Annotated in this window: 19 protein-coding genes; 6 read left to right on the forward strand and 13 right to left on the reverse strand. The window is 71.2% G+C overall.

The features are described from left to right. Positions 1 to 15: 15 nt before the first annotated feature. The 8 genes from F6A08_RS07125 to F6A08_RS07160 form a co-directional block, all read right to left on the reverse strand. Positions 16 to 762, reverse strand: a complete 747-nt coding sequence (locus F6A08_RS07125; RefSeq protein WP_225855766.1) for an alpha/beta hydrolase — start codon at positions 760 to 762, stop codon at positions 16 to 18. Between the two features lie 9 nt (positions 763 to 771). Continuing rightward, entirely contained in the window at positions 772 to 2,055 is a 1,284-nt protein-coding gene (locus F6A08_RS07130) for a flavin-containing monooxygenase (protein ID WP_151459013.1), read from the reverse strand. An 84-nt stretch (positions 2,056 to 2,139) separates the two neighbouring features. Further along, complete coding sequence (locus F6A08_RS07135; protein ID WP_151459014.1) at positions 2,140 to 3,297, reverse strand: mannitol-1-phosphate 5-dehydrogenase; 1,158 nt, start codon at positions 3,295 to 3,297, stop codon at positions 2,140 to 2,142. Further along, positions 3,294 to 3,728 carry a PTS mannitol transporter subunit IIA gene (locus F6A08_RS07140; protein ID WP_151459015.1) on the reverse strand — a complete coding sequence of 145 codons (435 nt, stop codon included), beginning with the start codon at positions 3,726 to 3,728 and terminating at the stop codon, positions 3,294 to 3,296. The genes F6A08_RS07135 and F6A08_RS07140 overlap by 4 nt, the downstream gene beginning before the upstream one ends. Then, entirely contained in the window at positions 3,725 to 5,359 is a 1,635-nt protein-coding gene (locus F6A08_RS07145; protein ID WP_124895985.1) for a PTS mannitol transporter subunit IIBC, read from the reverse strand. The genes F6A08_RS07140 and F6A08_RS07145 overlap by 4 nt, the downstream gene beginning before the upstream one ends. Further along, on the reverse strand, positions 5,356 to 7,041 hold the full coding sequence (gene ptsP / locus F6A08_RS07150; RefSeq protein ID WP_151459016.1) for a phosphoenolpyruvate--protein phosphotransferase: 1,686 nt from the start codon (positions 7,039 to 7,041) through the stop codon (positions 5,356 to 5,358). Before ptsP ends, F6A08_RS07145 begins: the two co-directional genes overlap by 4 nt. Next, positions 7,041 to 7,319, reverse strand: a complete 279-nt coding sequence (locus tag F6A08_RS07155; RefSeq protein WP_151459017.1) for an HPr family phosphocarrier protein — start codon at positions 7,317 to 7,319, stop codon at positions 7,041 to 7,043. Before F6A08_RS07155 ends, ptsP begins: the two co-directional genes overlap by 1 nt. Then, positions 7,316 to 7,633 (reverse strand): PTS sugar transporter subunit IIB, encoded by a 318-nt coding sequence (locus F6A08_RS07160; RefSeq protein WP_017202516.1) that lies wholly within the window; start codon positions 7,631 to 7,633, stop codon positions 7,316 to 7,318. The genes F6A08_RS07155 and F6A08_RS07160 overlap by 4 nt, the downstream gene beginning before the upstream one ends. A gap of 168 nt (positions 7,634 to 7,801) precedes the next feature. Between F6A08_RS07160 and F6A08_RS07165 the strand changes: the two genes are divergently transcribed. Then, positions 7,802 to 9,724 (forward strand): BglG family transcription antiterminator, encoded by a 1,923-nt coding sequence (locus F6A08_RS07165; protein WP_151459018.1) that lies wholly within the window; start codon positions 7,802 to 7,804, stop codon positions 9,722 to 9,724. Between the two features lie 9 nt (positions 9,725 to 9,733). Here F6A08_RS07165 and F6A08_RS07170 read toward each other — a convergent pair whose 3' ends face one another. From F6A08_RS07170 to F6A08_RS07180, 3 genes are read right to left on the reverse strand one after another with little or no spacing between them, the layout of a single operon-like run. Next, positions 9,734 to 9,997, reverse strand: a complete 264-nt coding sequence (locus F6A08_RS07170) for an HPr family phosphocarrier protein (protein WP_151459019.1) — start codon at positions 9,995 to 9,997, stop codon at positions 9,734 to 9,736. A gap of 2 nt (positions 9,998 to 9,999) precedes the next feature. After that, positions 10,000 to 11,670, reverse strand: a complete 1,671-nt coding sequence (locus F6A08_RS07175; protein ID WP_124895981.1) for a phospho-sugar mutase — start codon at positions 11,668 to 11,670, stop codon at positions 10,000 to 10,002. Then, the gene (locus F6A08_RS07180; RefSeq protein ID WP_017202514.1) at positions 11,667 to 12,500 is read right to left on the reverse strand and encodes a purine-nucleoside phosphorylase; all 834 of its coding nucleotides are present in this window, start codon (positions 12,498 to 12,500) and stop codon (positions 11,667 to 11,669) included. Before F6A08_RS07180 ends, F6A08_RS07175 begins: the two co-directional genes overlap by 4 nt. A gap of 48 nt (positions 12,501 to 12,548) precedes the next feature. Between F6A08_RS07180 and F6A08_RS07185 the strand changes: the two genes are divergently transcribed. Beyond that, positions 12,549 to 13,997, forward strand: a complete 1,449-nt coding sequence (locus F6A08_RS07185; RefSeq protein WP_192576701.1) for an NAD(P)H-quinone dehydrogenase — start codon at positions 12,549 to 12,551, stop codon at positions 13,995 to 13,997. A gap of 84 nt (positions 13,998 to 14,081) precedes the next feature. Here F6A08_RS07185 and F6A08_RS07190 read toward each other — a convergent pair whose 3' ends face one another. Both F6A08_RS07190 and F6A08_RS07195 read right to left on the reverse strand, forming a co-directional pair. Then, the gene (locus F6A08_RS07190) at positions 14,082 to 15,848 is read right to left on the reverse strand and encodes an acetyl/propionyl/methylcrotonyl-CoA carboxylase subunit alpha (protein ID WP_151459020.1); all 1,767 of its coding nucleotides are present in this window, start codon (positions 15,846 to 15,848) and stop codon (positions 14,082 to 14,084) included. A 78-nt stretch (positions 15,849 to 15,926) separates the two neighbouring features. Continuing rightward, positions 15,927 to 16,565: a Maf family protein gene (locus tag F6A08_RS07195; RefSeq protein ID WP_151459133.1), complete on the reverse strand. Its 639-nt coding sequence runs from the start codon at positions 16,563 to 16,565 to the stop codon at positions 15,927 to 15,929. A gap of 23 nt (positions 16,566 to 16,588) precedes the next feature. Between F6A08_RS07195 and F6A08_RS07200 the strand changes: the two genes are divergently transcribed. The 4 genes from F6A08_RS07200 to F6A08_RS07215 are packed head-to-tail and all read left to right on the forward strand — an operon-like array spanning position 16,589 to position 20,766. After that, positions 16,589 to 17,836, forward strand: a complete 1,248-nt coding sequence (locus F6A08_RS07200; RefSeq protein WP_151459021.1) for a class I SAM-dependent RNA methyltransferase — start codon at positions 16,589 to 16,591, stop codon at positions 17,834 to 17,836. Positions 17,837 to 17,877: 41 nt separating this feature from the next. Next, positions 17,878 to 18,537 (forward strand): response regulator transcription factor, encoded by a 660-nt coding sequence (locus F6A08_RS07205; RefSeq protein ID WP_017202510.1) that lies wholly within the window; start codon positions 17,878 to 17,880, stop codon positions 18,535 to 18,537. Further along, entirely contained in the window at positions 18,527 to 19,762 is a 1,236-nt protein-coding gene (locus tag F6A08_RS07210; protein ID WP_151459022.1) for a sensor histidine kinase, read from the forward strand. Before F6A08_RS07205 ends, F6A08_RS07210 begins: the two co-directional genes overlap by 11 nt. Next, on the forward strand, positions 19,759 to 20,766 hold the full coding sequence (locus F6A08_RS07215) for a hypothetical protein (RefSeq protein WP_151459023.1): 1,008 nt from the start codon (positions 19,759 to 19,761) through the stop codon (positions 20,764 to 20,766). The genes F6A08_RS07210 and F6A08_RS07215 overlap by 4 nt, the downstream gene beginning before the upstream one ends. Positions 20,767 to 20,940: the final 174 nt, after the last annotated feature.

The raw sequence follows: 20,940 nt of genomic DNA on the forward strand, positions 1-20,940 counted from the left end.
GGGGACGAGCCGTTCTCAGGAGAGGATCGACGCGAAGAACGAGTCGCCCAGACGGGTGACCTCCGCGTGCATCTCCGTCGTCGAGATCGTGGGGGTGCCGTCGCCGGACTGCGGGCCGTAGTCGCCGAAGGAGGCGTGCGAGGCCCCGGCGATCTCCACCAGCTCGGCGTCGGAGGGCAGGAGGTCTCGGGCGTCGGCGATCTTCTCGGGCGTCGAGAGGCCGTCCTCGCTCCCGGCGAGGCTGAGGACAGGGAGTCGGCTGTCCGACAGGTCGTTCGCGCAGTAGCTGGCGAACAGCACGAGCGCGTCCGCGTCCGGCGCGAGCTGGCAGGCGCGCACGCCTCCCAGCGAATGCCCGCCGACGGCCCAGACGTCGACCTCGGGGGCCGCGGAGGTGAACGCATCCAGCCCGCGCGGATCGAAGAAGGCGAGGTTCAGCCAGGGGCGCGTGATGACGACCGTCACGCCGTCTTCCGCGAACCCCTGCAGGATGGCCGCGTAGGCCCACGGGTCGACCTTCGCGCCGGGGATGAAGACGAGGCCGACCTCCGATCCGCCGTCGGCGGGCGCGAGCACGATGCCCTCCTCGGCATCGGTGACGGTGAGGGCGGTGTTCTCGCGCACGGTCTCCAGCGGCTCGGGCTCGGCGGACATGACTCCGATCTGGGTCCAGGCGAGAGTGCCGACGACGACGAGGACCAGCACGACGGCGAGGCTCCACAGGACGCGTCTCAGGACCCGCCGGCCACGCTTCTTCTGCACGGGAGAACGCTACCGCAGCTCCTTCTGCTCCCGCCGCACCGCGCTCCGGTAGGCGTCCTTGTTCACGTAATACGCCATCCGATCCAGGCCGAGGTAGTGGTACCCGCCCGTGACGTCCGGCCAAGGGCGGCCGGTCACCCGGTCCCGGAAGCGTGCGGCGCGCGGCGGGTCCTGCTCGACGGCATCGAGGTAGGCCGCGAGAAGCTCCGCCTGCTCGTAGCGGCCCTGCCAGCCGATGCCGGAGGCCTCGATCATGCCCATCACGAACAGCCCGTTGAACGACGCAGGGAAGATGTTCAGGAACAGCCGCGGGGCTGCGCCGCGCCAGTGCAGATGCTCCCGGGCGACGAACGGGTAGTCGAGCGTGTAGCCGGTGGCGAGCAGCACGAGGTCGTAGTCGTCGGCACTGCCGTCGCGGAACCGCACGGCGGCGCCGTCGAAGCGCTCGACGTCGGGGCGGATGCGCAGATCGCCCTGTCCGAGGTGGTGCAGGACGAGGGTGTTCACGATCGGGTGCGACTCGTAGATGCGGTGGTCGGGCTTCGGGAACCCGAAGCGCACCGGGTCGCCCGTGAACGCGCGCAGCACGCGGCTGTCGACGGCCTGCTTGAGCCGCGGCGGCAGCGGACGACCCTGGTTGAGCGTGTCGCTCGGCCTGCCGAAGAGGTAGCGCGGCACGAAGTGGTAACCCCGGCGCACGCTCATGTCGACGGATGCGGCGTGGTGCACGGCATCCACGGCGATATCGCACCCGGAGTTCCCCGCGCCGATCAGCAGGACGCGTCGGCCGCGAAGCTGCTCGGGAGACGTGTAGCCGCTCGTGTGCAGCAGCTCGCCGGAGAACTCGCCGTGGAACACGGGCGTGTTCGGCTTCGCGAGCGTCCCGTTCGCCAGGACGACACCGGCGTACCAGCGGACCTCTTCGCCCCCGGGACCGACGCTGGTGAGATCCCAGCCGTCGTCGCGCGGTTCGAGCCGCACGACCTCGGTGTCGAACCGGAACAGCGCTGTCAGGCCGAAGTGCTCGGCGTAGTCCTGGAAGTAGTGCTTCAGCGCGCGATGGCCGGGGTAGTCGACCCGCGTGCGCATCGGGAACTCGGCGAACTCGGTGGTCGTGCGCGAGGAGATCAGGTGCGCGGACTCGTACATCGTGCTGCGCGGGTTGGTGATGTCCCAGAGGCCGCCGACGCCGTGCGACGCCTCATAGCCGTCGACGGCGATCCCGCGCTTCTGCAGGGCGCGTGCGGCGGCGAGCCCCGATGGCCCCGCGCCGATCACGGCATATCTGCTCATCCTGCTCCCCGCACGTCGCTGTGCTCGAAAACGCCCCCGCCTCCCGATCGTAACGGGTGGCGGGGGCGTCGAAGGGCGGCGGTGTCAGTCAGCCGTGAGCTGGTCCTGGCGCGCGGCGACCGCGTCGCGGATCACGGGGAACAGCGGATGCTCGGGGTCGAGCTCCGTCACCTGCGCGGTGAAGGCCGCGGCGTCCTCTGTGCGCAGCAGCCGCTGCAGTTCGACCGACTGCTCGTCGGCCGGGTCGTCGAACTCGAGGGCCGCCGACACGGCGGCGACCAGTGCCTCGGCGGACAGACCGCGTTCCGCTGCCATCGCTGCGGGCCCGACGAACCGCTCGTGCCGCGAGATCTTGCGCAGCGGCTGACGCCCGACACGCTGCACCGTGTCGATGAGCGCGGGATTGCGGAACCGATCGAGGATCGTGGCGCGGTAGGCCGCGAGCTCCGCCGGATCCAGACCATGCTCCGCGACCAGCACGGCGGAGGTCTCCTCGAGCGCGGCGGCGACGCTCGCCGCGATGGCGGGATCGGCCAGCGCGTCGGCGATGCGCTCGATCCCGGCGCGCGCTCCGAAGTAGGCGGTGGCGGCATGACCGGTGTTCACCGTGAAGAGCTTGCGCTCGATGTACGGGGCGAGGTCGTCCACGAAGTGCGCCCCGGGGATGCTCGGAAGGGCGCCGCCGAACGGTCCGGCCTCGATCGCCCATTCGAAGTACGGCTCGACGGTCACGTCGACGCCGCCACCGGCCGGCTGCGCCGGGACGATCCGGTCGACGGCGGTGTTCGCGAACACCGCGCGGGCGAGCAGGATCTCGGCATCGTCCCCGGCGGCTGCGGCGATCTCCCGACGCAGCAGGTCCGTCGCCCCGATCGCGTTCTCGCACGCCATGACCTGCAGGGGAGCGGCCTCAGGGGAGCGCAGGGCGAGTCCGGCGACGATGGTCGGCGCCACGAACCGCAGCACGGTCGGGCCGACGGCCGTGGTCACGACGTCAGCGCTCGCGACCTCCTCCGCCGCGGTCGCCGGGTCCGTGCGGCTGTTGACCGCACGGAACCCGGTGACGACATGATCCGTCCCTCCGGGGCCGGCCTCGTGCACGGTGTACTCGTCGGCGGCGTTGATCGCGTCGACGAGGGCATCCGCGACGTCGGAGAAGACGACGTCGTACCCGCCCTCGTGCAGCAGCAGACCGACGAAGCCCCGCCCGATGTTGCCCGCCCCGAAGTGGACCGCCTTCATCCCTCGTTCACCTCCGACAGCAGCGCGTACAGCTCCTCGGGGGTCTGCGCGGCCGCGAGCCGGGCGACGTCGTCCTCCTCGGAGAACAGCAGGGCGATGCGCGACAGGATCTCCAGGTGCTCGTCGCCGACGCCGGCGATCCCGATCACGAAGTTCGCCTGCTCACCTGCCCAGTCGACGCCTCCGTCGTAGCGGACCACGGAGAGTGCGGAGGCGAGGATCGCGTCCTTCGCGTCGTTGGTGCCGTGGGGGATGGCGAGACCGTTGCCCATGTAGGTGGACACCGTCTCCTCGCGCTGCCGCATGGCATCGACGTACGCCGGGGTCACGGCGCCCGCGGCGACGAGGATGTCCGTCGCCTCCTGCAGCGCCTCGTCGCGCGTGGCCGTGCCCGCGTGGATCCTGACCCGGTCCGGGGTGAGAACGCTCATTCTGTGTCCTTTCGCTGTGCGCGCACCATCTCCACGACCTCCTCGTACTTCGGGGAGTTCATGAAGTTGTCGACCGACACGTGCACCGAGTTCGGCGACTTGGCGGTGGCGCGCTCGGTGAGCTGCTGCTGGGTGATGACGACGTCCGCGCTCCCGTCGAGGTTCGCGATCGCCTGGTTGGTGACGGTGATGTCCTCGATGCCCGCCTTCTTGAGCTTGTTGCGCAGCACGCTGGCGCCCATGGCGGAGGATCCCATCCCGGCGTCGCACGCGAACACGATGGTCTCGATCGGCGCTGCCGCGATCGTCGTCGTGGTGGGAGCGGCGGCGGCCTCGGAGGCCGAGGCGCCGGTCGAGGTGCGGAGGGCGTCCATCGCGGCGGACGACTTGCCCTTGTTCGCCTCGGTCTGCGCGATCGCGGCGCCGAACGCGTCGCCCTCGGCAGCCAGGTCGCGCTTGCGGGAGGCGCGCAGGATCACGCCGGTGATGAGGAAGGTGACCGTCGCGGCGATGATCACGGAGAGGTACACGACCAGCAGGTTGGCGACGCCGGGCCCGACGGCCGCTGCGGTCACCGCGATGATGCTGCCGGGGGCGGCCGGGAAGGCCAGACCGCCGCCGAGGACCATGTTCGTGGTGACGCCGGCCGCTCCACCCGCGATGAGCGCGAGGATCGTGGTCGGCTTGCTCAGCGCGTACGGGAAGTAGATCTCGTGGATGCCGCCGAAGAACTGGATGATGGCCGCACCGGGGGCGGAGGCCTTCGCCGCGCCCACGCCGAAGAACGTGAAGGCGAGCAGCAGTCCGAGGCCCGGCCCGGGGTTCGCCTCGATGAGGAACAGGATCGACTTGCCGGTCTCGGCGGCCTGCTCGATGCCGAGCGGGGTGAACACGCCGTGGTTGATGGCGTTGTTCAGGAACAGGACCTTCGCCGGTTCGACGATGATCGACACGAGCGGCAGCAGGTTGAGCGAGACGAGCCAGTCGACGGCCGCTCCGAGCGCCGCGCTGATGCCGAGCATGACCGGACCGAAGGCGAAGAAGCCCACGATGGCGAGGATCATGCCGAGGATGCCGGCGGAGAAGTTGTTGACCAGCATCTCGAAGCCGGGCCGGATCTTCCCGTCCCACAGGCGGTCCATCTGCTTGGTGATCCATGCGGCAATCGGGCCCATGATCATCGCGCCCAGGAACATCGGGATGTTGGTGCCGACGATGACGCCGACGGTGGCGATCGTGGCGACCACGCCACCGCGCTCCCCGTAGACCATGCGGCCGGCGGTGTTGGCGATGAGCAGCGGCAGCAGGTACGTCACCATCGGGCCGACGAGGCCGACGTAGGCGAGGATGTTCCCGTCTGCGCCCTCGGCCACGGCGGTCATGGCGCCCTGCCAGCCGATCACGGCGGAGTCGCCGCCACCGCCGATGATCTCGGCGACGCCGGCCCAGTGCCAGCCGAACGGGCTGTCCGCGCCGAAGAACCCGGCCGGGATGAAGAGCATCGTGATGAAGCCCCAGGCGATGAAGGCCGCGATGTTGGGCATGATCATGCCCGAGAGGAAGGTGCCGAAGCGCTGCACGCCTACGCGGAGGCCGCCGGGCCTGGTGGCGGCAGGTGACGTCGTCGTCATGATGTCGTCTCTTTCTGGTGGTGGGGGAGTTCCGCGGCGAGAGACGCCGCGGCGGTTCGGGCGGATGCCGCGCCGTCTGCGGCGAGGGCGACCTCGGCGAGACGTCGGGCATCGTCCAGGGTGTGTGCGGACAGGGTCTGTCTGACATCGGCCAGTGCCGACGGGGCCATGGAGAGGCTCGTGGCGCCGAGCCCGACCAGGACCACGGCGAGCAGCGGATCGGCCGCGGCCTCGCCGCAGATGCCGACCGGCTTGCCCAGACGCGCACCCGCGTCTCCGACCTCGCGCACGAGGCGGAGGACGGCGGGATGCCAGGGGTCCTGGAACCCGGCAACGGAGCCGAGCATGCGGTCGGCCGCCAGCGTGTACTGCGTGAGGTCGTTGGTGCCGATCGAGGCGAAGTCGGCGTGTGCGAGCACGCGGTCGGCGAGCAGAGCGCTCGCCGGGATCTCCACCATGACTCCGGCGGTGCGCAGTCCGTATTCGCGGGCGAGTCCGGTGAAGTACACGGTCTCCTCGACGGTCGCGACCATGGGAGCCATCACCCACAGGTCGGCCTCGGTCTGCGCGTCCGCCTCGGCGAGCGCCGTGAGCTGCTCGCGCAGGATGTCCTCGCTCGCCCGCAGCGCCCGCAGCCCGCGCAGTCCGAGCGCGGGGTTCTCCTCGTGGGCGTCGTTGAGGAACGCCAGCGGCTTGTCGGCCCCGGCATCCAGCATCCGGACGACGACCTTCTTGCCGGGGAACGCCGACAGCAGCTCGCGGTAGGACTCGCGCTGCTGGGCGATGGTGGGAGCCTGCGCGGAGGAGAGGAACAGGAACTCGGTGCGGAACAGCCCGACGCCCTCGGCGCCCCTGGCGACCGCTTCGGCGGCGTCCGCCGGCTTGCCGAGGTTGGCGAGCAGCGCGATCGGTGTTCCATCGGCGAGAGCACCGGGTGTCAGCGGGGCCGCGTCCGCCGAGAGTCGGGCCGCCGCGCGTTCCGCGGCTCGGGCGAGCTCGTCGGCGGACGGATCGCTCGTGACCACGCCGCCGGCCGCATCCACGATCACGGTGTCGCCGGTGGCGAGTGCTGTCGCGTCGCCGACGCCGACGATCGCGACGATGCCCTTCTCCCTGGCGAGGATCGCGGTGTGCGAGGTCGGTCCGCCGTCCGTCGTGATGAGGGCGAGGACCTGGTCGAGGTCGAGGAGTGCGGTGTCCGCCGGCGCGAGGTCGCGGGCGACCAGCACGAAGGGATGACCGGGGTCGGGGACGCCGGGTGCCTCGACGCCGCGAAGGTGCGCGAGCACCCGCTGGGCGATGTCGTCGAGATCGGCGGCCCGCTCGCCCAGATAGCCGCCCACCGCCTCGAGGGTGGCGCGGAACCCCGCGAAGGCGTCGTGGACGGCCCATTCCGCCGTGGCGCCAGCGTCGATCCTGGCGTCCACCTCGTCCTGGAGCGTCGGATCCTCGGCGATCATCGCCTGTGCCTCAAGCACCTCCTGCGCCGCACCGCCCGCTGCCTCGCCGCGTTCGTTCAGCTCGCGGGCGACGGTCGAGACGGCCTCGCGCACCCGAGCGCGCTCGGCATCGGCTCCCGCGGTGCTCGGGGTGTTCTCCGGAGCGGGCATCGCCTCGGCCATGCGGACGACCGGCCCCTGGGCCACGCCCAGACCGATGCCCACCCCGCGCAGCTCGCTCATCAGGCGGAGTCCTGATCGTGGTCGGTGGTGAGCAGCTCGGTGAGCGTGTCGAGCACGCCCTCCGCGCCTTCGCCCTCCGCGGTCAGGGTGACGTAGTCACCGTGCTCGATGGCGAGGGCGATGACGCCGAGGATGCTGGCCGCGTTGACGGGCTTGCCGGAGTCCTTGGCGATCGTGACGGCGACGCCCGAATCCTTCGCCGCCTGCGCGAAGAGCTTGGCGGGGCGGGCGTGCAGGCCGTGGGAGGAGCCGATCCGGACGGTGCGGGAGGCGGTCATGGTGTTCCTTTCGGGGTGTCGCCGGCGTCGGCGAGGATCGAACGGGCCAGGGCGAGCGTGCGCGAGCCGTCCCTGTCGGCGAAGACGTCGTCCGGCAGCACGGCGACGGCGGCGCGGGTGCTGTCGCTGATGGCATCACGGCGGTCGCTCAGATGGGGGCCGATCAGGATCAGGTCGTGATCCGACCCGACGGCGCTGCTCTCCATGCCGGCCGCGGCATCCCAGTCGAGACCGGCGGCCGCCGCGGCGGACCGGAGTCGTTGCGCGACGAACGTGCTCGACGCCCCTGCGCCGCACACCACGAGGATCCTCATCGATGCCGCCTTTCCTGAGAACAGTCTGGGAACGATGACGGGTCGTCCGCCAACACGTTCCTTTCCGCCCCTCCGGAACGGCTCTTCCGGCCCGCACGATCGGACGACCTGACATCATGGAGAGCACGTCGAGACAGTGCGGTCAGCACGCGGGAAGTCGGAGGGATCATGTCGCGCCAGCGCCAGGACCAGCTCCTCGCCGCGCTGCTGCGCCAGGAGGGATGGGCGACGGCCGGAAGCCTCGCTGATCTGCTCGGAGTCACTCCGCGCAGCATCCGCTCGTACGTCGCCGCGCTGAACGCCCGCGCGCCCGGAGCGGCGGTGGTCGAATCCGGGCCGGCCGGCTACCGCGCGGGGTCGGCAGCCCGCGGCGTGCTGCGGATGCGCCCCTCCGGGGATTCGGCGCCTCGGGATCGGCTGCACGCCCTCGTGCGGCTCCTCCTGGATGAGAGCGCGGGCATCGACGTGTTCGACACGGCCGAGGAGCTGCACGTCAGCGAGGCGACGCTCGAGGCGGACCTCGTGCGCGTGCGCGGGCTTCTGGACGGCACCGATCTGGTGCTCGAGCGCGACAGGGAGAACGTGCGCCTGCGCGGCAACGAGGCGGCGCAGCGGCGCCTGCTCAGCCGGCTCGCCCACGACGAGATGGACGACGCGTCCTTCCACCCCGAGACCTTCCGCAGGGCGTTGACGGGTGCTGCCGTGCCCGCCGCCGCCGTCGGCCCCTTCAAATCGGAGCTCGTCCGCGAACTCGGGGAGCTCGGCTACTACGTGAACGAGCTCGCCATCGCCGACGTGCTCCTGCACATCGCGATCGCCGCCGAGCGCGTCGCCGCCGGCCACACGCTCGAGTCCTCTCCCGCCGGTACGAGGGAGGAGATCCCGAGAGTCGGAGCGGTGATCGCCCGACTCGCCGCGCAGCACTTCTCCGTCGTGCTCGGCGAGGGCGACAGCGGCCACCTCGCCTCGCTCGTGCTCACCCGGATCGTCGCGCCGGGGGAGGCGACCACCAGGGAGGTCGCCCGCAGCGGGGTGGACCCGCAGGTCGAGGCGGCGGTCCGCGCCGAGATCGCCCGGGCCGCCGAGGACTTCCAGGTGGACCTCGTCGACGAGACGTTCGTGCTCCGTCTCGCCCTGCACGTGCAGAATCTGCTGCGCCGGGCGGAGGAGAGCGCCCTGACGCGCAATCCGCTGACGCGCTCGCTCAAGACGAGCTATCCGATGATCTTCGAGGTCGCGGTGTCGATCGCGAGCGGACTGCACGACCGGGTGGGGACGCCGATCCACGACGACGAGATCGCCTACATCGCGATGCACGTGGGCGGACGCCTGGAACGCAGCCGGAAGGCGGAGTCGATCCTCACCGCGACGATCGTCTGCCCGGGATACTACGAACTGCACGAGCTCCTGCGATCGAGCGTCGACCGCTCCCTCGGATCCGCGATCGAGGTGACGAGCGTGGTCACGAACGTCGACCCGGACTGGACGTCTTTCGACACCGACCTCGTGCTCAGCACGATCGAGCCCGGCTCATCGGGAGACCGTTTCGTGCGCATCCAGCCGTTCCTGACCGATGCCGACGTCGACCGCATCCAGCAGGCCGCTGCCCGCGTGCGTCGAGGACGACGGCTCACCCGGCTGCGCGGAGAGCTCGCCCGCTACTTCCACGCCGACGCCTACGTCTTCCCGCTGCCCGACGAGGGGGAGGAGGCCATCATCCGCCGCCTCGGCGGGCTTCTCGTGCAGGCGGGCCTGATCGGCGAGGACTACATCGAGAACACGATCGTCCGGGAGCGGATGTCGTCCACGGCGTTCACGGATGCGCTCGCGGTGCCGCATGCGCTGCAGATGACGGCCGCGCGCACGGCGATCGCGATCGGCGTCGCCGACGGCTCGGCCGCGTGGGGCGGAGGGCGCGTGCAGGTCGTCGCGCTCGCCGCGTTCAGCGAGGGGGATCGCGCGGCTTTCCAGACCGTGTTCGAGCAGCTCGTCGAGGTGTTCAGCGAGCGCGAGAGCGTGCAGCGCATCGTCCGCCGTGGTACGAGCTTCGAGGCGTTCCTCGACGAGCTCGTGGCCGTGATCGACGGCTGAGCCGCGGCGTCACCCCTTCGGCGCGAGCACCTCGACGAGCTCATCGAGGAGGGCCTCCGAGGTGTCCGATGCGGCGGTCTCGAGGACCACCGCATCGCCGGACTCGATCCCGAGATCCATCACGGCCAGCACGCTGCGGAGGTCGACGGTCGTGTCGTCGGAGGTGCGCAGCGTCACCGGCGCGCCATGGGACTGGGCGAGGCGGACGAGCTCGGCCACCGGGCGGGCGTGCACACCGTTGTGCGCGCTGACGATGACGCGGCGGGTCGGCATGGTCAGGAGCGCTCGTCGAGCAGGGTCCGGACGCCGGCCTCGAGCTCGGCCACGGCATCGCGCGCGCCCTGCGCGGACTCCGCTCGGGCGTCGATGTAGACCTTCAGCTTCGGCTCGGTGCCGCTCGGACGCACGATGACGCGGGAGCCGTCCGTGAGCCGGTAGCGCAGGACGTCTCCGGACGGCTGCCCCTGCGGCGCCTGCAGCAGGTCCTCCGCCGACGCGATGGACCGCCCCGCGATCTGCGTCGGGGGCAGCGAGCGCAGCGCGAGCATGACGTCGCCGATGATCGAGAGGTCGTCCACCCGCACCGACACCTGACCGCTGGCGAAATGCCCGTACGTCTCGCCGAGCTCGTCCAGCAGGTCCGTGAGCGTCGCCCCGCGGTCACGCGCCTCCGCCGCGAGTCCCAGGATCGCGACGGCTGCGGACACGCCGTCCTTGTCGCGGACCGTCTCGGGGTTGACCAGATAGCCGAGCGCCTCCTCGAATCCGAAGACGATGCCGGGGGCGCGCGAGATCCACTTGAATCCGGTGAGCGTCTCGTGGAAGTCGAGACCGTGGTGCGCCGCGACGGCGCCGAGCCCGGGGGAGGAGACGAGCGAGCAGGCGAGCGACGCACCGGGAGTGCCGGCCGCCGCCTTCGCTGCTCTGGCGCCGAGGAGCAGGCCGACCTCGTTGCCGGTCAGGCGGCGCCAGCCCTGCGGCGACTCCTCGTCGGGGACGGCGACGGCGAGGCGGTCCGCGTCCGGGTCGTTCGCCAGGATGAAGTCGGCCTTGACGCGACGGGCCCTGGCGAACGCGAGGTCCATCGCCCCCGGCTCCTCCGGGTTGGGGAACGAGACGGTGCGGAAGGTGGCGTCCGGGGTGAGCTGCTCGTCGACCACGAACGGCTGCGGGTACCCGGCGTCCTTGACGATGCGGGAGAGCGTCTCCCATCCGACACCGTGCATCGCGGTGTACACCCAGCGCATGCCCGTGGTGCCGGCGGGGGCCGGGGCGACGGCGGCGGTCGCGGCGATGTAGGCCTCGACCACGTCCTCGCCCGCGGTCTCGTAGTCCGTCGCGCGCGGCAGTGCCGTGACGGGACCGGCGTCGGCGACCCGCTGGATGTGCGCGGCGATCTCGGCGTCCGCCGGGGCCACGATCTGCGAGCCCTGGTCGGCGCCGCCGAGGTACACCTTGTAGCCGTTGTCGTTCGGCGGGTTGTGCGAGGCGGTGACCATGACGCCCGCATCCGCGCCGAGGTGGCGCACGGCGAACGCGAGGACCGGCGTGGGCAGCAGCCGGGGCAGCAGGATCGCGCGCAGGCCCGCGCCGGCGAACAGCTCGGCGGAGTCGGTCGCGAACACCCGGGAGTTGCGGCGACCGTCGTAGCCGATCACGACCGTCGGTGTGCCGCCGTTCGCCTTCTCGCGCAGGTAGGCCGCGAATCCGGCCGCGGCCTGGGCGACGAGGACCCGGTTCATCCGGTTGCTCCCGGCGCCGAGCTCTCCGCGGAGTCCTGCGGTGCCGAACGCCAGGCGGGTGCGGAACCGGTCGTCGAGCTCGGCGACGGCCGCCTCGTCCGCTGCGGCCGCACGGGTGATCAGACCCGCCAGCTCATCGCGCGTCGCGGGGTCGGGGTCCTGTCGCAGCCAGGCGCGCGCCTGGGCGAGCCGCTCCTCGCTCACAGGGCCTCGACCACCCTGGCCAGCAGGGCGGAGATCACCGGCTCCGCCTCGCGTCCGGCCTCGATGACCTCGGCGTGGCTGAGCGGCGTCTGCTGGATGCCGGCCGCCAGGTTCGTGATGAGCGAGAACCCGAGGATCTCCATGCCGGCCTCGCGCGCGGCGATCGCCTCGAGCGCGGTGGACATGCCGACGATGTGGCCGCCGATGTGCTTGGCCATCTGCACCTCGGCCGGCGTCTCGTAGTGCGGTCCGCGGAACTGCGTGTAGACGCCCTCGTCGAGGCTCGGGTCGATGCTGCGGGCGATGTCGCGCAGGCGCTTCGCGTACAGGTCGGTCAGGTCGATGAAGGTCGCGCCCTCGAGCGGGGAGTCCGCGGTGAGGTTGATGTGGTCGCTGATCAGCACGGGCTGGCCCGGCTTCCAGGTCTCGCGGATGCCGCCGGCGCCGTTCGTGAGCACCATGATCTTCGCGCCCGTGGCTGCGGCGGTGCGGACGCTGTGCACGACCCGGCGGACGCCGTGGTCTTCGTAGTAGTGCGTGCGGGCCCCGATGACGAGGACGTTCTTCCCACCGGGCGTCCGGATGCTGCGCAGCGTGCCGACGTGGCCCTCGAGCGCCGGCTTGGAGAACCCGGTGACCTCGGTCGCGGGGACCGTCGCGACGGTCTCGCCGATGATGTCGGCGGCCTTGCCCCAGCCGCTGCCGAGGGTGAGGGCGATGTCGTGCTTCTCGACGCCGGTCAGACGCGCGATGTCGGCCGCGGCTTCGGCGGCGACCTCGAACGGGTTCGCAGAGGGGTCGTCGAGGGGGTTGCTGTGGGTTTCAGGCATGGATCCACTCTAGGAAGTGGCAGGCTCCGGTGCCAGGATTGCGGAAGAATGGAGAGCATGTCTTCCACCACTTTCGAGCGCACTCAGCGCGTCGCCGTCCTCGGCGGCGGTCCCGGCGGTTACGAGGCGGCCCTCGCGGCAGCCCAGCTCGGGGCCGAGGTCACCCTGGTCGAGCGGGTGGGCGTCGGCGGATCCGCCGTGCTCACCGACGTCGTGCCCTCGAAGAGCCTGATCGCCACCGCCGATGCGGCCGTCGCCATCTCCGAGGCCAGCGACCTCGGGGTGAACTTCTACGCGAAGGGCGAGAACGGCAAGCCGCTCAAGCCCGAGATCGCCATCAACCTCGCGGCGGTGAACAAGCGCCTCATCGCCCTCGCCGGACAGCAGTCCGAGGACATGCGCGCCACGCTCCTCGACGCCGGAGTGCGCATCCTCTCCGGTCACGGCCGGCTCGAGGGCCCGAACGCCATCGTCGTCTCCACGGGCGAGCGCGGCACCGACTTCGACCGCGTCGAGGCCGACACGATCGTGGTGGCCGTCGGCGCGTCTCCCCGCGAGCTCGACTCGGCCAAGCCCGACGGCAAGCGCATCCTCACCTGGACGCAGCTGTACGACATGAAGTCGCTTCCGGAGCACCTGATCGTGGTCGGATCCGGAGTCACGGGCGCGGAGTTCGCCTCCGCCTACATGAACCTCGGAGCGAAGGTCACGCTCGTCTCCAGCCGGGATCAGGTCCTCCCCGGCGAGGACAAGGACGCGGCGAGCGTGCTGGAGAAGGTGTTCAAGCGCGGGGGCATGCAGGTGCTCTCCAAGTCGCGCGCCGACAAGGTCGAGGTCACGAAGGACGGCGTGACCGTGACCCTCTCCGACGGCCGCACGGTCGACGGCAGCCACTGCCTCATGGCGGTCGGGTCCATCCCGAACACCGCGGGCATCGGCCTCGAGGAGGCCGGGGTCGAGCTCGACGACTCGGGTCACGTGCGGGTGAACAAGGTCGCGCGCACCTCGGTGCCCAACGTGTACGCCGTCGGCGACTGCACGAACTTCTTCCCCTTGGCGTCCGTCGCGTCGATGCAGGGGCGCACCGCGGTGTTCCACGCGCTCGGCGACATCGTGATCCCGCTCGAGCTGATCAAGATCACCTCGAACATCTTCACCGCACCGGAGATCGCGACGGTCGGCTACGGCGTGAAGGACGTCGAGGACGGCGTCGCAGACGGCATGGTCTACAAGCTCCCGCTCGCGGCGAATCCGCGCGCGAAGATGATGGGCATCAAGGACGGCTTCGTCAAGCTCATCGCGCGGAAGGGCTCCGGCACGGTGATCGGCGGTGTGATCGTCGCTCCGAAGGCCTCGGAGCTGATCTACCCGATCGCGGTCGCCGTCGAGCGACGGCTCACGGTCGATCAGGTCTCTCGGGTCTTCGCCGCGTACCCCTCGCTCTCGAGCAGCATCACCGACGCGAGCCGCGCGATGCACCTCGTGAACATCTCCTGATCCGAGACCCCGCTTTCACGCCGAGACCCCGGGCTGCAGACGTCTGCAGCCCGGGGTCTCGGCGTGAAAGCGGGGTCTCGCGGGTCAGCTGATCGTGAGCAGCTGGTGCCCCGCGGAGACCGTGGCGCCCGCGTCGGCGTTGATGTTGCTCACGACGCCGTCCTTATGCGCCTGCAGCGGCTGCTCCATCTTCATGGCCTCGAGCACCACGACGAGGTCGCCCTTGACGACCTGCTGCCCGTCCTCGACGGCGATCTTGACGACGGTCGCCTGCATCGGCGAGGTGACCGCGTCGCCGGATGCTCCCGCGTTCGCGGTGGTGGCGTGGCTGCGGCGCGACGGCGGAACCGCGAGCGGGCGGCCGGCCGTCCCTGGAGCCACGGCGACGCGATCGGGAAGGCTGACCTCGAGCCGCTTGCCGGAGACCTCGACGACGACGGTGTGCCGCGCTTCGGCCGGGGCCTGCGTCTCCAGCTCGCCGTCCCACGCCGGGATGTCGTTGACGAACTCCGTCTCGATCCAGCGGGTGAAGACGCCGAACTCGCCGTCCTCGGCGGTGAAGGCGGGGTCGCGGACGACCTTGCGGTGGAACGGGATGACGGTGGGGAGTCCCGCGACCTCGAACTCGTCCAGCGCGCGGCGGGAGCGCTCGAGGGCCTCCGCCCTGTCCTTGCCGGTGACGATGATCTTCGCCAGCAGCGAGTCGAAGGCGCCGGAGACCGCGTCTCCTGCCGTGACGCCGGAGTCGAGGCGGATGCCTGGGCCTCCGAAGGTCTTGAACACGTGGATGGGCCCGGGCTGGGGGAGGAAGCCGCGTCCGGGGTCCTCGCCGTTGATGCGGAACTCGAACGAGTGCCCCTGCGGCTTCGGGTCGTCGTAGTCGATCGTGCCGCCGGCGGCGATGCGGAACTGCTCGCGGACCAAGTCGATGCCGGTGACCTCCTCGGAGACCGGGTGCTCGACCTGCAGGCGGGTGTTCACCTCGAGGAACGACACTGTGCCGTCCGCGCCGATCAGGAACTCGCAGGTGCCGGCACCGACGTAGCCGACCTCCTTGAGGATGGCCTTCGACGCGGAGTACAGCTGGGCGGTCTGGTCTTCCGTGAGGAACGGAGCAGGGGCCTCTTCGACGAGCTTCTGGTGGCGGCGCTGCAGAGAGCAGTCGCGCGTCGAGATGACGACGACGTTGCCCTCCGCATCGGCCAGGCACTGGGTCTCGACGTGGCGCGGCTTGTCGAGGTACTTCTCGACGAAGCACTCGCCGCGCCCGAACGCGGCGACGGCCTCGCGGGTGGCGGACTCGAACAGCTCCGCGACCTCGTCGAGCTCACGGGCGACCTTGAGGCCGCGCCCGCCGCCGCCGTACGCCGCCTTGATCGCGATCGGCAGACCGTATTCCTTCGCGAAGGCGACGACCTCGTCGGCGCCGGAGACGGGGCCGGGCGTGCCGGGGGCGAGGGGAGCGCCGACCTTCTCGGCCACGTGGCGCGCGGTGACCTTGTCGCCGAGAGCCTCGATGGCCTCCGGGGACGGGCCGATCCAGGTCATCCCCGCATCGATGATGGCGCGGGCGAACTCGGCGTTCTCAGCGAGGAACCCGTAGCCGGGGTGCACGGCGTCGGCACCGGCGCGGCGGGCGATCGAGAGGATCTTCTCGATCTGGAGGTAGGTCTCGGCGCTGGTCGATCCGCCGAGCGCGTACGCCTCGTCGGCGAGACGCGTGTGCAGGGCATCCCGGTCCTGGTCGGCGTAGACCGCGACCGAGGCGATCCCGGAGTCTCGGGCGGCGCGGATGATGCGGACGGCGATCTCGCCGCGGTTGGCGATGAGCACCTTGGCGATAGCAGGCATGATTGCCAGCCTAGCGAGAAGCCTCGCGATCCTTTTGACGACTCCCCACAAGAAAGACGCAGAAACGTGGAGGGGAGTCTACGACCACAGGTCCGTCCACCGGACGCCGAGCTCTCCGGCGAGGCGGCGCACGGTCGACAGCGACATGCCCACGACCGTGGACGGGTCACCGTCGACCCGGGTGATGAAGGCCCCGCCCAGGCTGTCGACCGTGAAGGCGCCCGCGACGTGGAGCGGCTCGCCGGATGCGACGTACGCGGCGATCTCGGCATCCTCGATGTCGGCGGCGAACGTCACGGCGGCCTCGGCGACGGCGGTGGCCTCCACGGGTGATGCGCCGGGGGAGACCCGGAACACGGAGTGCCCGGAGTGCAGGATCCCGGTCGCGCCGCGCATCTCGCGCCAGCGTCTGGTCGCCTCGTCCGCGGTGTAGGGCTTGCCGTAGACGCGCCCGCCGAGCTCGAACATCGAGTCGCCGCCGATCACGAGACCGTCGAAAGCACCCTCTTCGGCCAGCGCCCCCGCCACGGCGGCCGCTTTCGCCCGCGCGAGCAGCAGCACCAACTCGGCCGGCGCCAGCGCGGCTCCGCGTTCCCGCTCGGCGGCCGCGGCGACGGCGTCCTCGTCGACGTCCGGCGACACCGTGAGGGGTTCGATCCCCGCCTGGCGAAGCAGCATGAGACGGGCGGGTGAGGTGGAAGCGAGGCAGACGCGCATGTGCACCACCGTATCCTCGAAGGATGACTTCCTCCCCAGCCGACGTGCTCGAGCTCGACATCACCGGCATCGCCCACGGGGGCACCTTCGTCGCCCGTCACGAGGGACGCGTGGTGTTCGTCTCCGACACGATCCCGGGGGAGCGCGTCCGCGCCCGCGTGATCCCTCCGCAGGAGGGGACGGATGCCGCCACGCGCAGCTTCTGGCGGGCCGAGACCGTCGAGGTGCTGGAGGCCTCGGAGCATCGCCGTCCGCACATCTGGGCGGAGGCGGACGTCACCCGGGACCCGGCCGATCGCCCCGGCGGCGCCGACCTCGGCCACATCGACCTCGATCACCAGCGCGTCCTCAAGCGCCGCGTGCTCTCGGAGGCGCTCGACCGCTTCGCCGGGGCCGGGCTGGTCGCCCCCGAGATCGAACCGGTCGAGTCCGGCGACGGCCTCGGCTGGCGCACGCGCGTCACGCTGCACGTGGACGACGAGGGCACGGTCGGTCCGTTCGCCGCCCGCAGCCACCGCGTCGTCCCGGTGAGCTCGTATCCGCTGGCCCGCCCCGCCATCGCCGAAGCGGCGCTCGCACTCCAGGGCGAGGCGCCAGGACGCATCGAACTCGTCGAGCCCGCCGACGGCCGGGTGCGGGTGATCCGCCGCGAGGAGACCGAGCGTCCGGCGAAGGTGGCGCGCGGGTTCCGGCGCAAGCCGACGCCCGAGGTGATCCACGAGACCGTGAATGACCGTCGTTTCGAGGTCGACGCCACCGGGTTCTGGCAAGTCCACCCGCGGGCGGCGTCCGTGCTCGACGCCGCGGTGTACGGGATCCTCGACGGCCACGTCGACGACGCCAAGACCCACTACGACCTGTACGGCGGGGTCGGCCTCTTCGCCGCCACGCTCGCCGACCTCGGCGGGACCGACATCGTGACGGTCGAGTCCAGTGCGCGGGCCACCCAGCACGCGGCGGCCAACCTCGCCCCGCTGGAGGTGACCGCGGTGACGGCGCGCGTCGACCGCTTCCTCGCCACTCGGACAGGGGGAGCGCGGACGGGGGCCGTCGTGCTCGACCCGCCCCGCGCCGGAGCCGGTCGGCAGGTCGTCGAGGGGGTGCACGCGCTCGCCCCCGACGCCATCGCCTACGTCGCCTGCGACCCGGTCGCGCTCGCCCGCGATCTCGGCACCTTCCGCACGCTCGGATGGAACGTCGACCGCCTCCGCGGCTTCGATCTGTTCCCGCACTCGCACCACTTCGAGGTCGTCGCGCTGCTCACCCGGTGAGGCCGCGCTGCGGCCGCCGACCGACTCACTAGGCTGGGCGGATGAGCACGGTCGCACTCATCGACGATCACGAGTCCGTTCGCCTCGGCCTCGAGGCCGCCTGCGCGCGTGATGCGCAGACCGTGGTGTTCTCCGGCAGCACGGTCGTGTCCTATCTCGAGTGGCGTGCGGCGTCGGGCTCTGCTCCCGCCGATGTCGTCGTGCTCGACCTCACCCTCGGGGACGGGACCACCGTCACCGAGAACGTGACGTCGCTCGTCGCCGACGGTGCGAGCGTGGTGATCCACAGCGTCGCCGACCGTCCGGCCGCGGTGCGCGAGGCGCTCGCGGCCGGAGCCGCCGGTGTGGTCAGCAAGTCCTCCGCGCTCGACGACGTGCTCGACGCGATCCGCACCGTCGCCCACGGCGAAGCCCTCAACAACGTGGAATGGGCCAGCGCCGTCGACGGCGACCGCGCCTTCGCCGACGCGCAGCTCTCCACCCGCGAGCGCGAGGTGCTCCGGCTCTACGCGGCAGGACTGCCGCTCAAGGCCGTGGCGGAGCGACTCGGCGTCGCGTACTCGACCGCCAAGGAGAACATCACCCGGATCCGCGTGAAGTACGTCGAGGTCGGACGACCCGCACCGACCAAGGTCGACCTGCTGCGCCGGGCGATGGAGGACGGCATCGTCGGGGCGGACGGGGCGCCGAGTGCCCGCTGAACCGCTGAGCATCCGCGACGCCTGGAGCAAGATCCCCTCTCCGGGCAGCACGGAGACGGCGTTCGAGCGCTTCACCGGCACCCGCATGGAGCGGATCCTCGCGATCGTCGTGGCGATCGGCTCGACCGCGCTCGCCGCTCAGGCCTTGATCGCCGCCGTGCACGGGCTGTCGCACGCCGACGCGGCGCACATCGTCATGCTGGTCGTGGTCTTCGCGCCCCTCGCCGCGATGCTCGTGGCCTGTCTGGTCGGTCGGGGCGTGCGCACCTTCTCCGGTCTGTTCGCGGTGGCGTACGTGCTCGCGCTCGCCGCCTGGCCGACGGTCGTCGATCAGGCGGACAAGAGCGCAGGCGACCAGCCGTGGATCTTCTTCCTCGTCAACGTGGGGGTCGTCGCAGCGATGCTCGCGTTCCCGCTGCGGCTCCAGTTCGTGTGGGCCGTCGGCGTGCCGTTCGTCTACGGCTACGTCCGTCTCGTGCAGGGCGGATTCTCGCGCGAGTTCTGGGTCACCACCGCGTTCGACGTGTCGTTCACCCTCATCCTGGGCGTGGTCATCATCTCCCTCGGCTGGATGTTCCGATCGGTCGCCGCAGGGGTGGACGAGGCGAGAGGGCAGGCCGTCGCGTCGTACTCCACCGCCGCGGCGACGGCGGCAGCAGAGGAGGAGCGGGTGGCGATGTCGGCGCTGATGCACGACAGCGTGCTGGCGGCCTTGATCGCTGCCGAGCGCGCGGACAACGAGCGCGCGAAGGAGCTTGCCGTGGCGATGGCGCGGGAGGCGCTCACCCGCCTCGCGAACACGGAGGCCGCGGTCGCGCAGGAGGGCAGCGACGAACCGGTCGGCGCGGCGCAGATCGTCGTCGAGCTGCGGCGGGCCCTGTCGGAGCTCGGCGCCGACGCGATCGTCGAGGAGCGCGGCGGCGTCGGCCTCATCCCGGGACGCGCCGCGCGCGCGTTGGTCCTCGCGGCACGCCAGGCGATCGGCAACGCCGTCACGCACGCCAACGGGCGCGGTCTGCACATCATCGTCGAAGGGCACGGCGACGAGGGGATCGGCGTGACGATCTCGGACACCGGCCCCGGATTCGACGTGGGAGCGATCGGTGCGGATCGCCTCGGCATCCGCGCGTCGATCTTCGCGCGCATGGCCGGGGTGGCCGGCACCGCCGACATCCGCTCCGATGAGCACGGCACCACCGTCACCCTGGTCTGGGAGCGCTCGTGAACCGCACCGTCCGCAGCGTGGCCACCTCCCTGGCCGTCGGGTTCGCGCTCTACTTCGTCGCACGAGCGGTCTGGTGGATCGAGCAGCCCACGGTGCCCCTGCTCATGGTCCTCGCGATCGCCGTGTACCTCGTGGTGGTGAACGTCGCGATCCTCGGCGACGGCTCCTCGGTGCGCATGCCGCTGTGGACGGCCGTCCTGGCGGTGGTCTCCACCGCCCTCATCCCCGCCCTCGTGACGCTGTCGCTGGATCCCGCCGACCGCACGGCGCCGTTCGCCACCTGGTACATCGGTGCGCTGGGCCTGCTCGCGGTGGTGTGCGTCGTGCGGCGTCGATCGGTGGTCGGCTGGCTGACCCTCGGCATCCTCATCGTCTCGGCATCCGCCTACCTGGGCGTCGGCGTCGCCCTCAGCCTCGGCCTGGTCGGTTCGATCATGTGGGTGGCCGTGGCGCGTCTGCTGGTCATGTTCTGGGACCGAGCGGTCCGCGACACGGAGCGGCTCGCGGAGATCCAGCAGGCGGTGTCGGCCTGGCACGCCACGCAGCGGGTGCGGCAGCGCGAGCGTCGGCTGCGCACGCAGTTCGCTCTCGCCGTGGCAGGTCCCGTCCTGAGCCGCGTCGTCGCGGCGCGCGGCGACCTCACGGACCAGGAGCGCTTCGATGCGCGACTCGCGGAGGGCCGGCTGCGCGATGAGCTGCGCGGGGCTGATCTGCTCAACGACGCCGTGCGCAACGCGATTGAGGCCGCGCGCCGACGCGGTTCCGTCGTCACCGTCTTCGACGAGGGCGGCTTCGACGAGATCGATGAGGAGCGGCGCCGGGAGATCCGCGACGAACTCGCCGTGGTGCTCGAGCGCGCTCACACGGGGCGGCTGATCATCCGCTCGGCGCGGGATCCGCGTGTCGCGGTGACGGTCGTCGGTCGTGCGGGTTCGCGTTCCTCGGGAGATGACGACGCCGTCGACCTCTGGCACGAGATCCCGCGGAGGGGATCCGGAAGCTGAGAGTGGGCGAGGGGCGGCGAATCCGCCTGCCCCTCGCCGTGCGGACAGTTACCCGAAAACCGTCCGCTGGTGGCCGATCAGCGTCTGTCTACCCTGGGACAGAGAGACCAGCCGAACGCGAAGCGTCCCCCTCAGTCTGATGGTTCTTCAAGTCGTTGTCTGTAGGTATTTTGG

Source organism: Microbacterium algeriense, from assembly GCF_008868005.1.
GTDB classification, from domain to species: Bacteria; Actinomycetota; Actinomycetes; order Actinomycetales; family Microbacteriaceae; genus Microbacterium; species Microbacterium algeriense.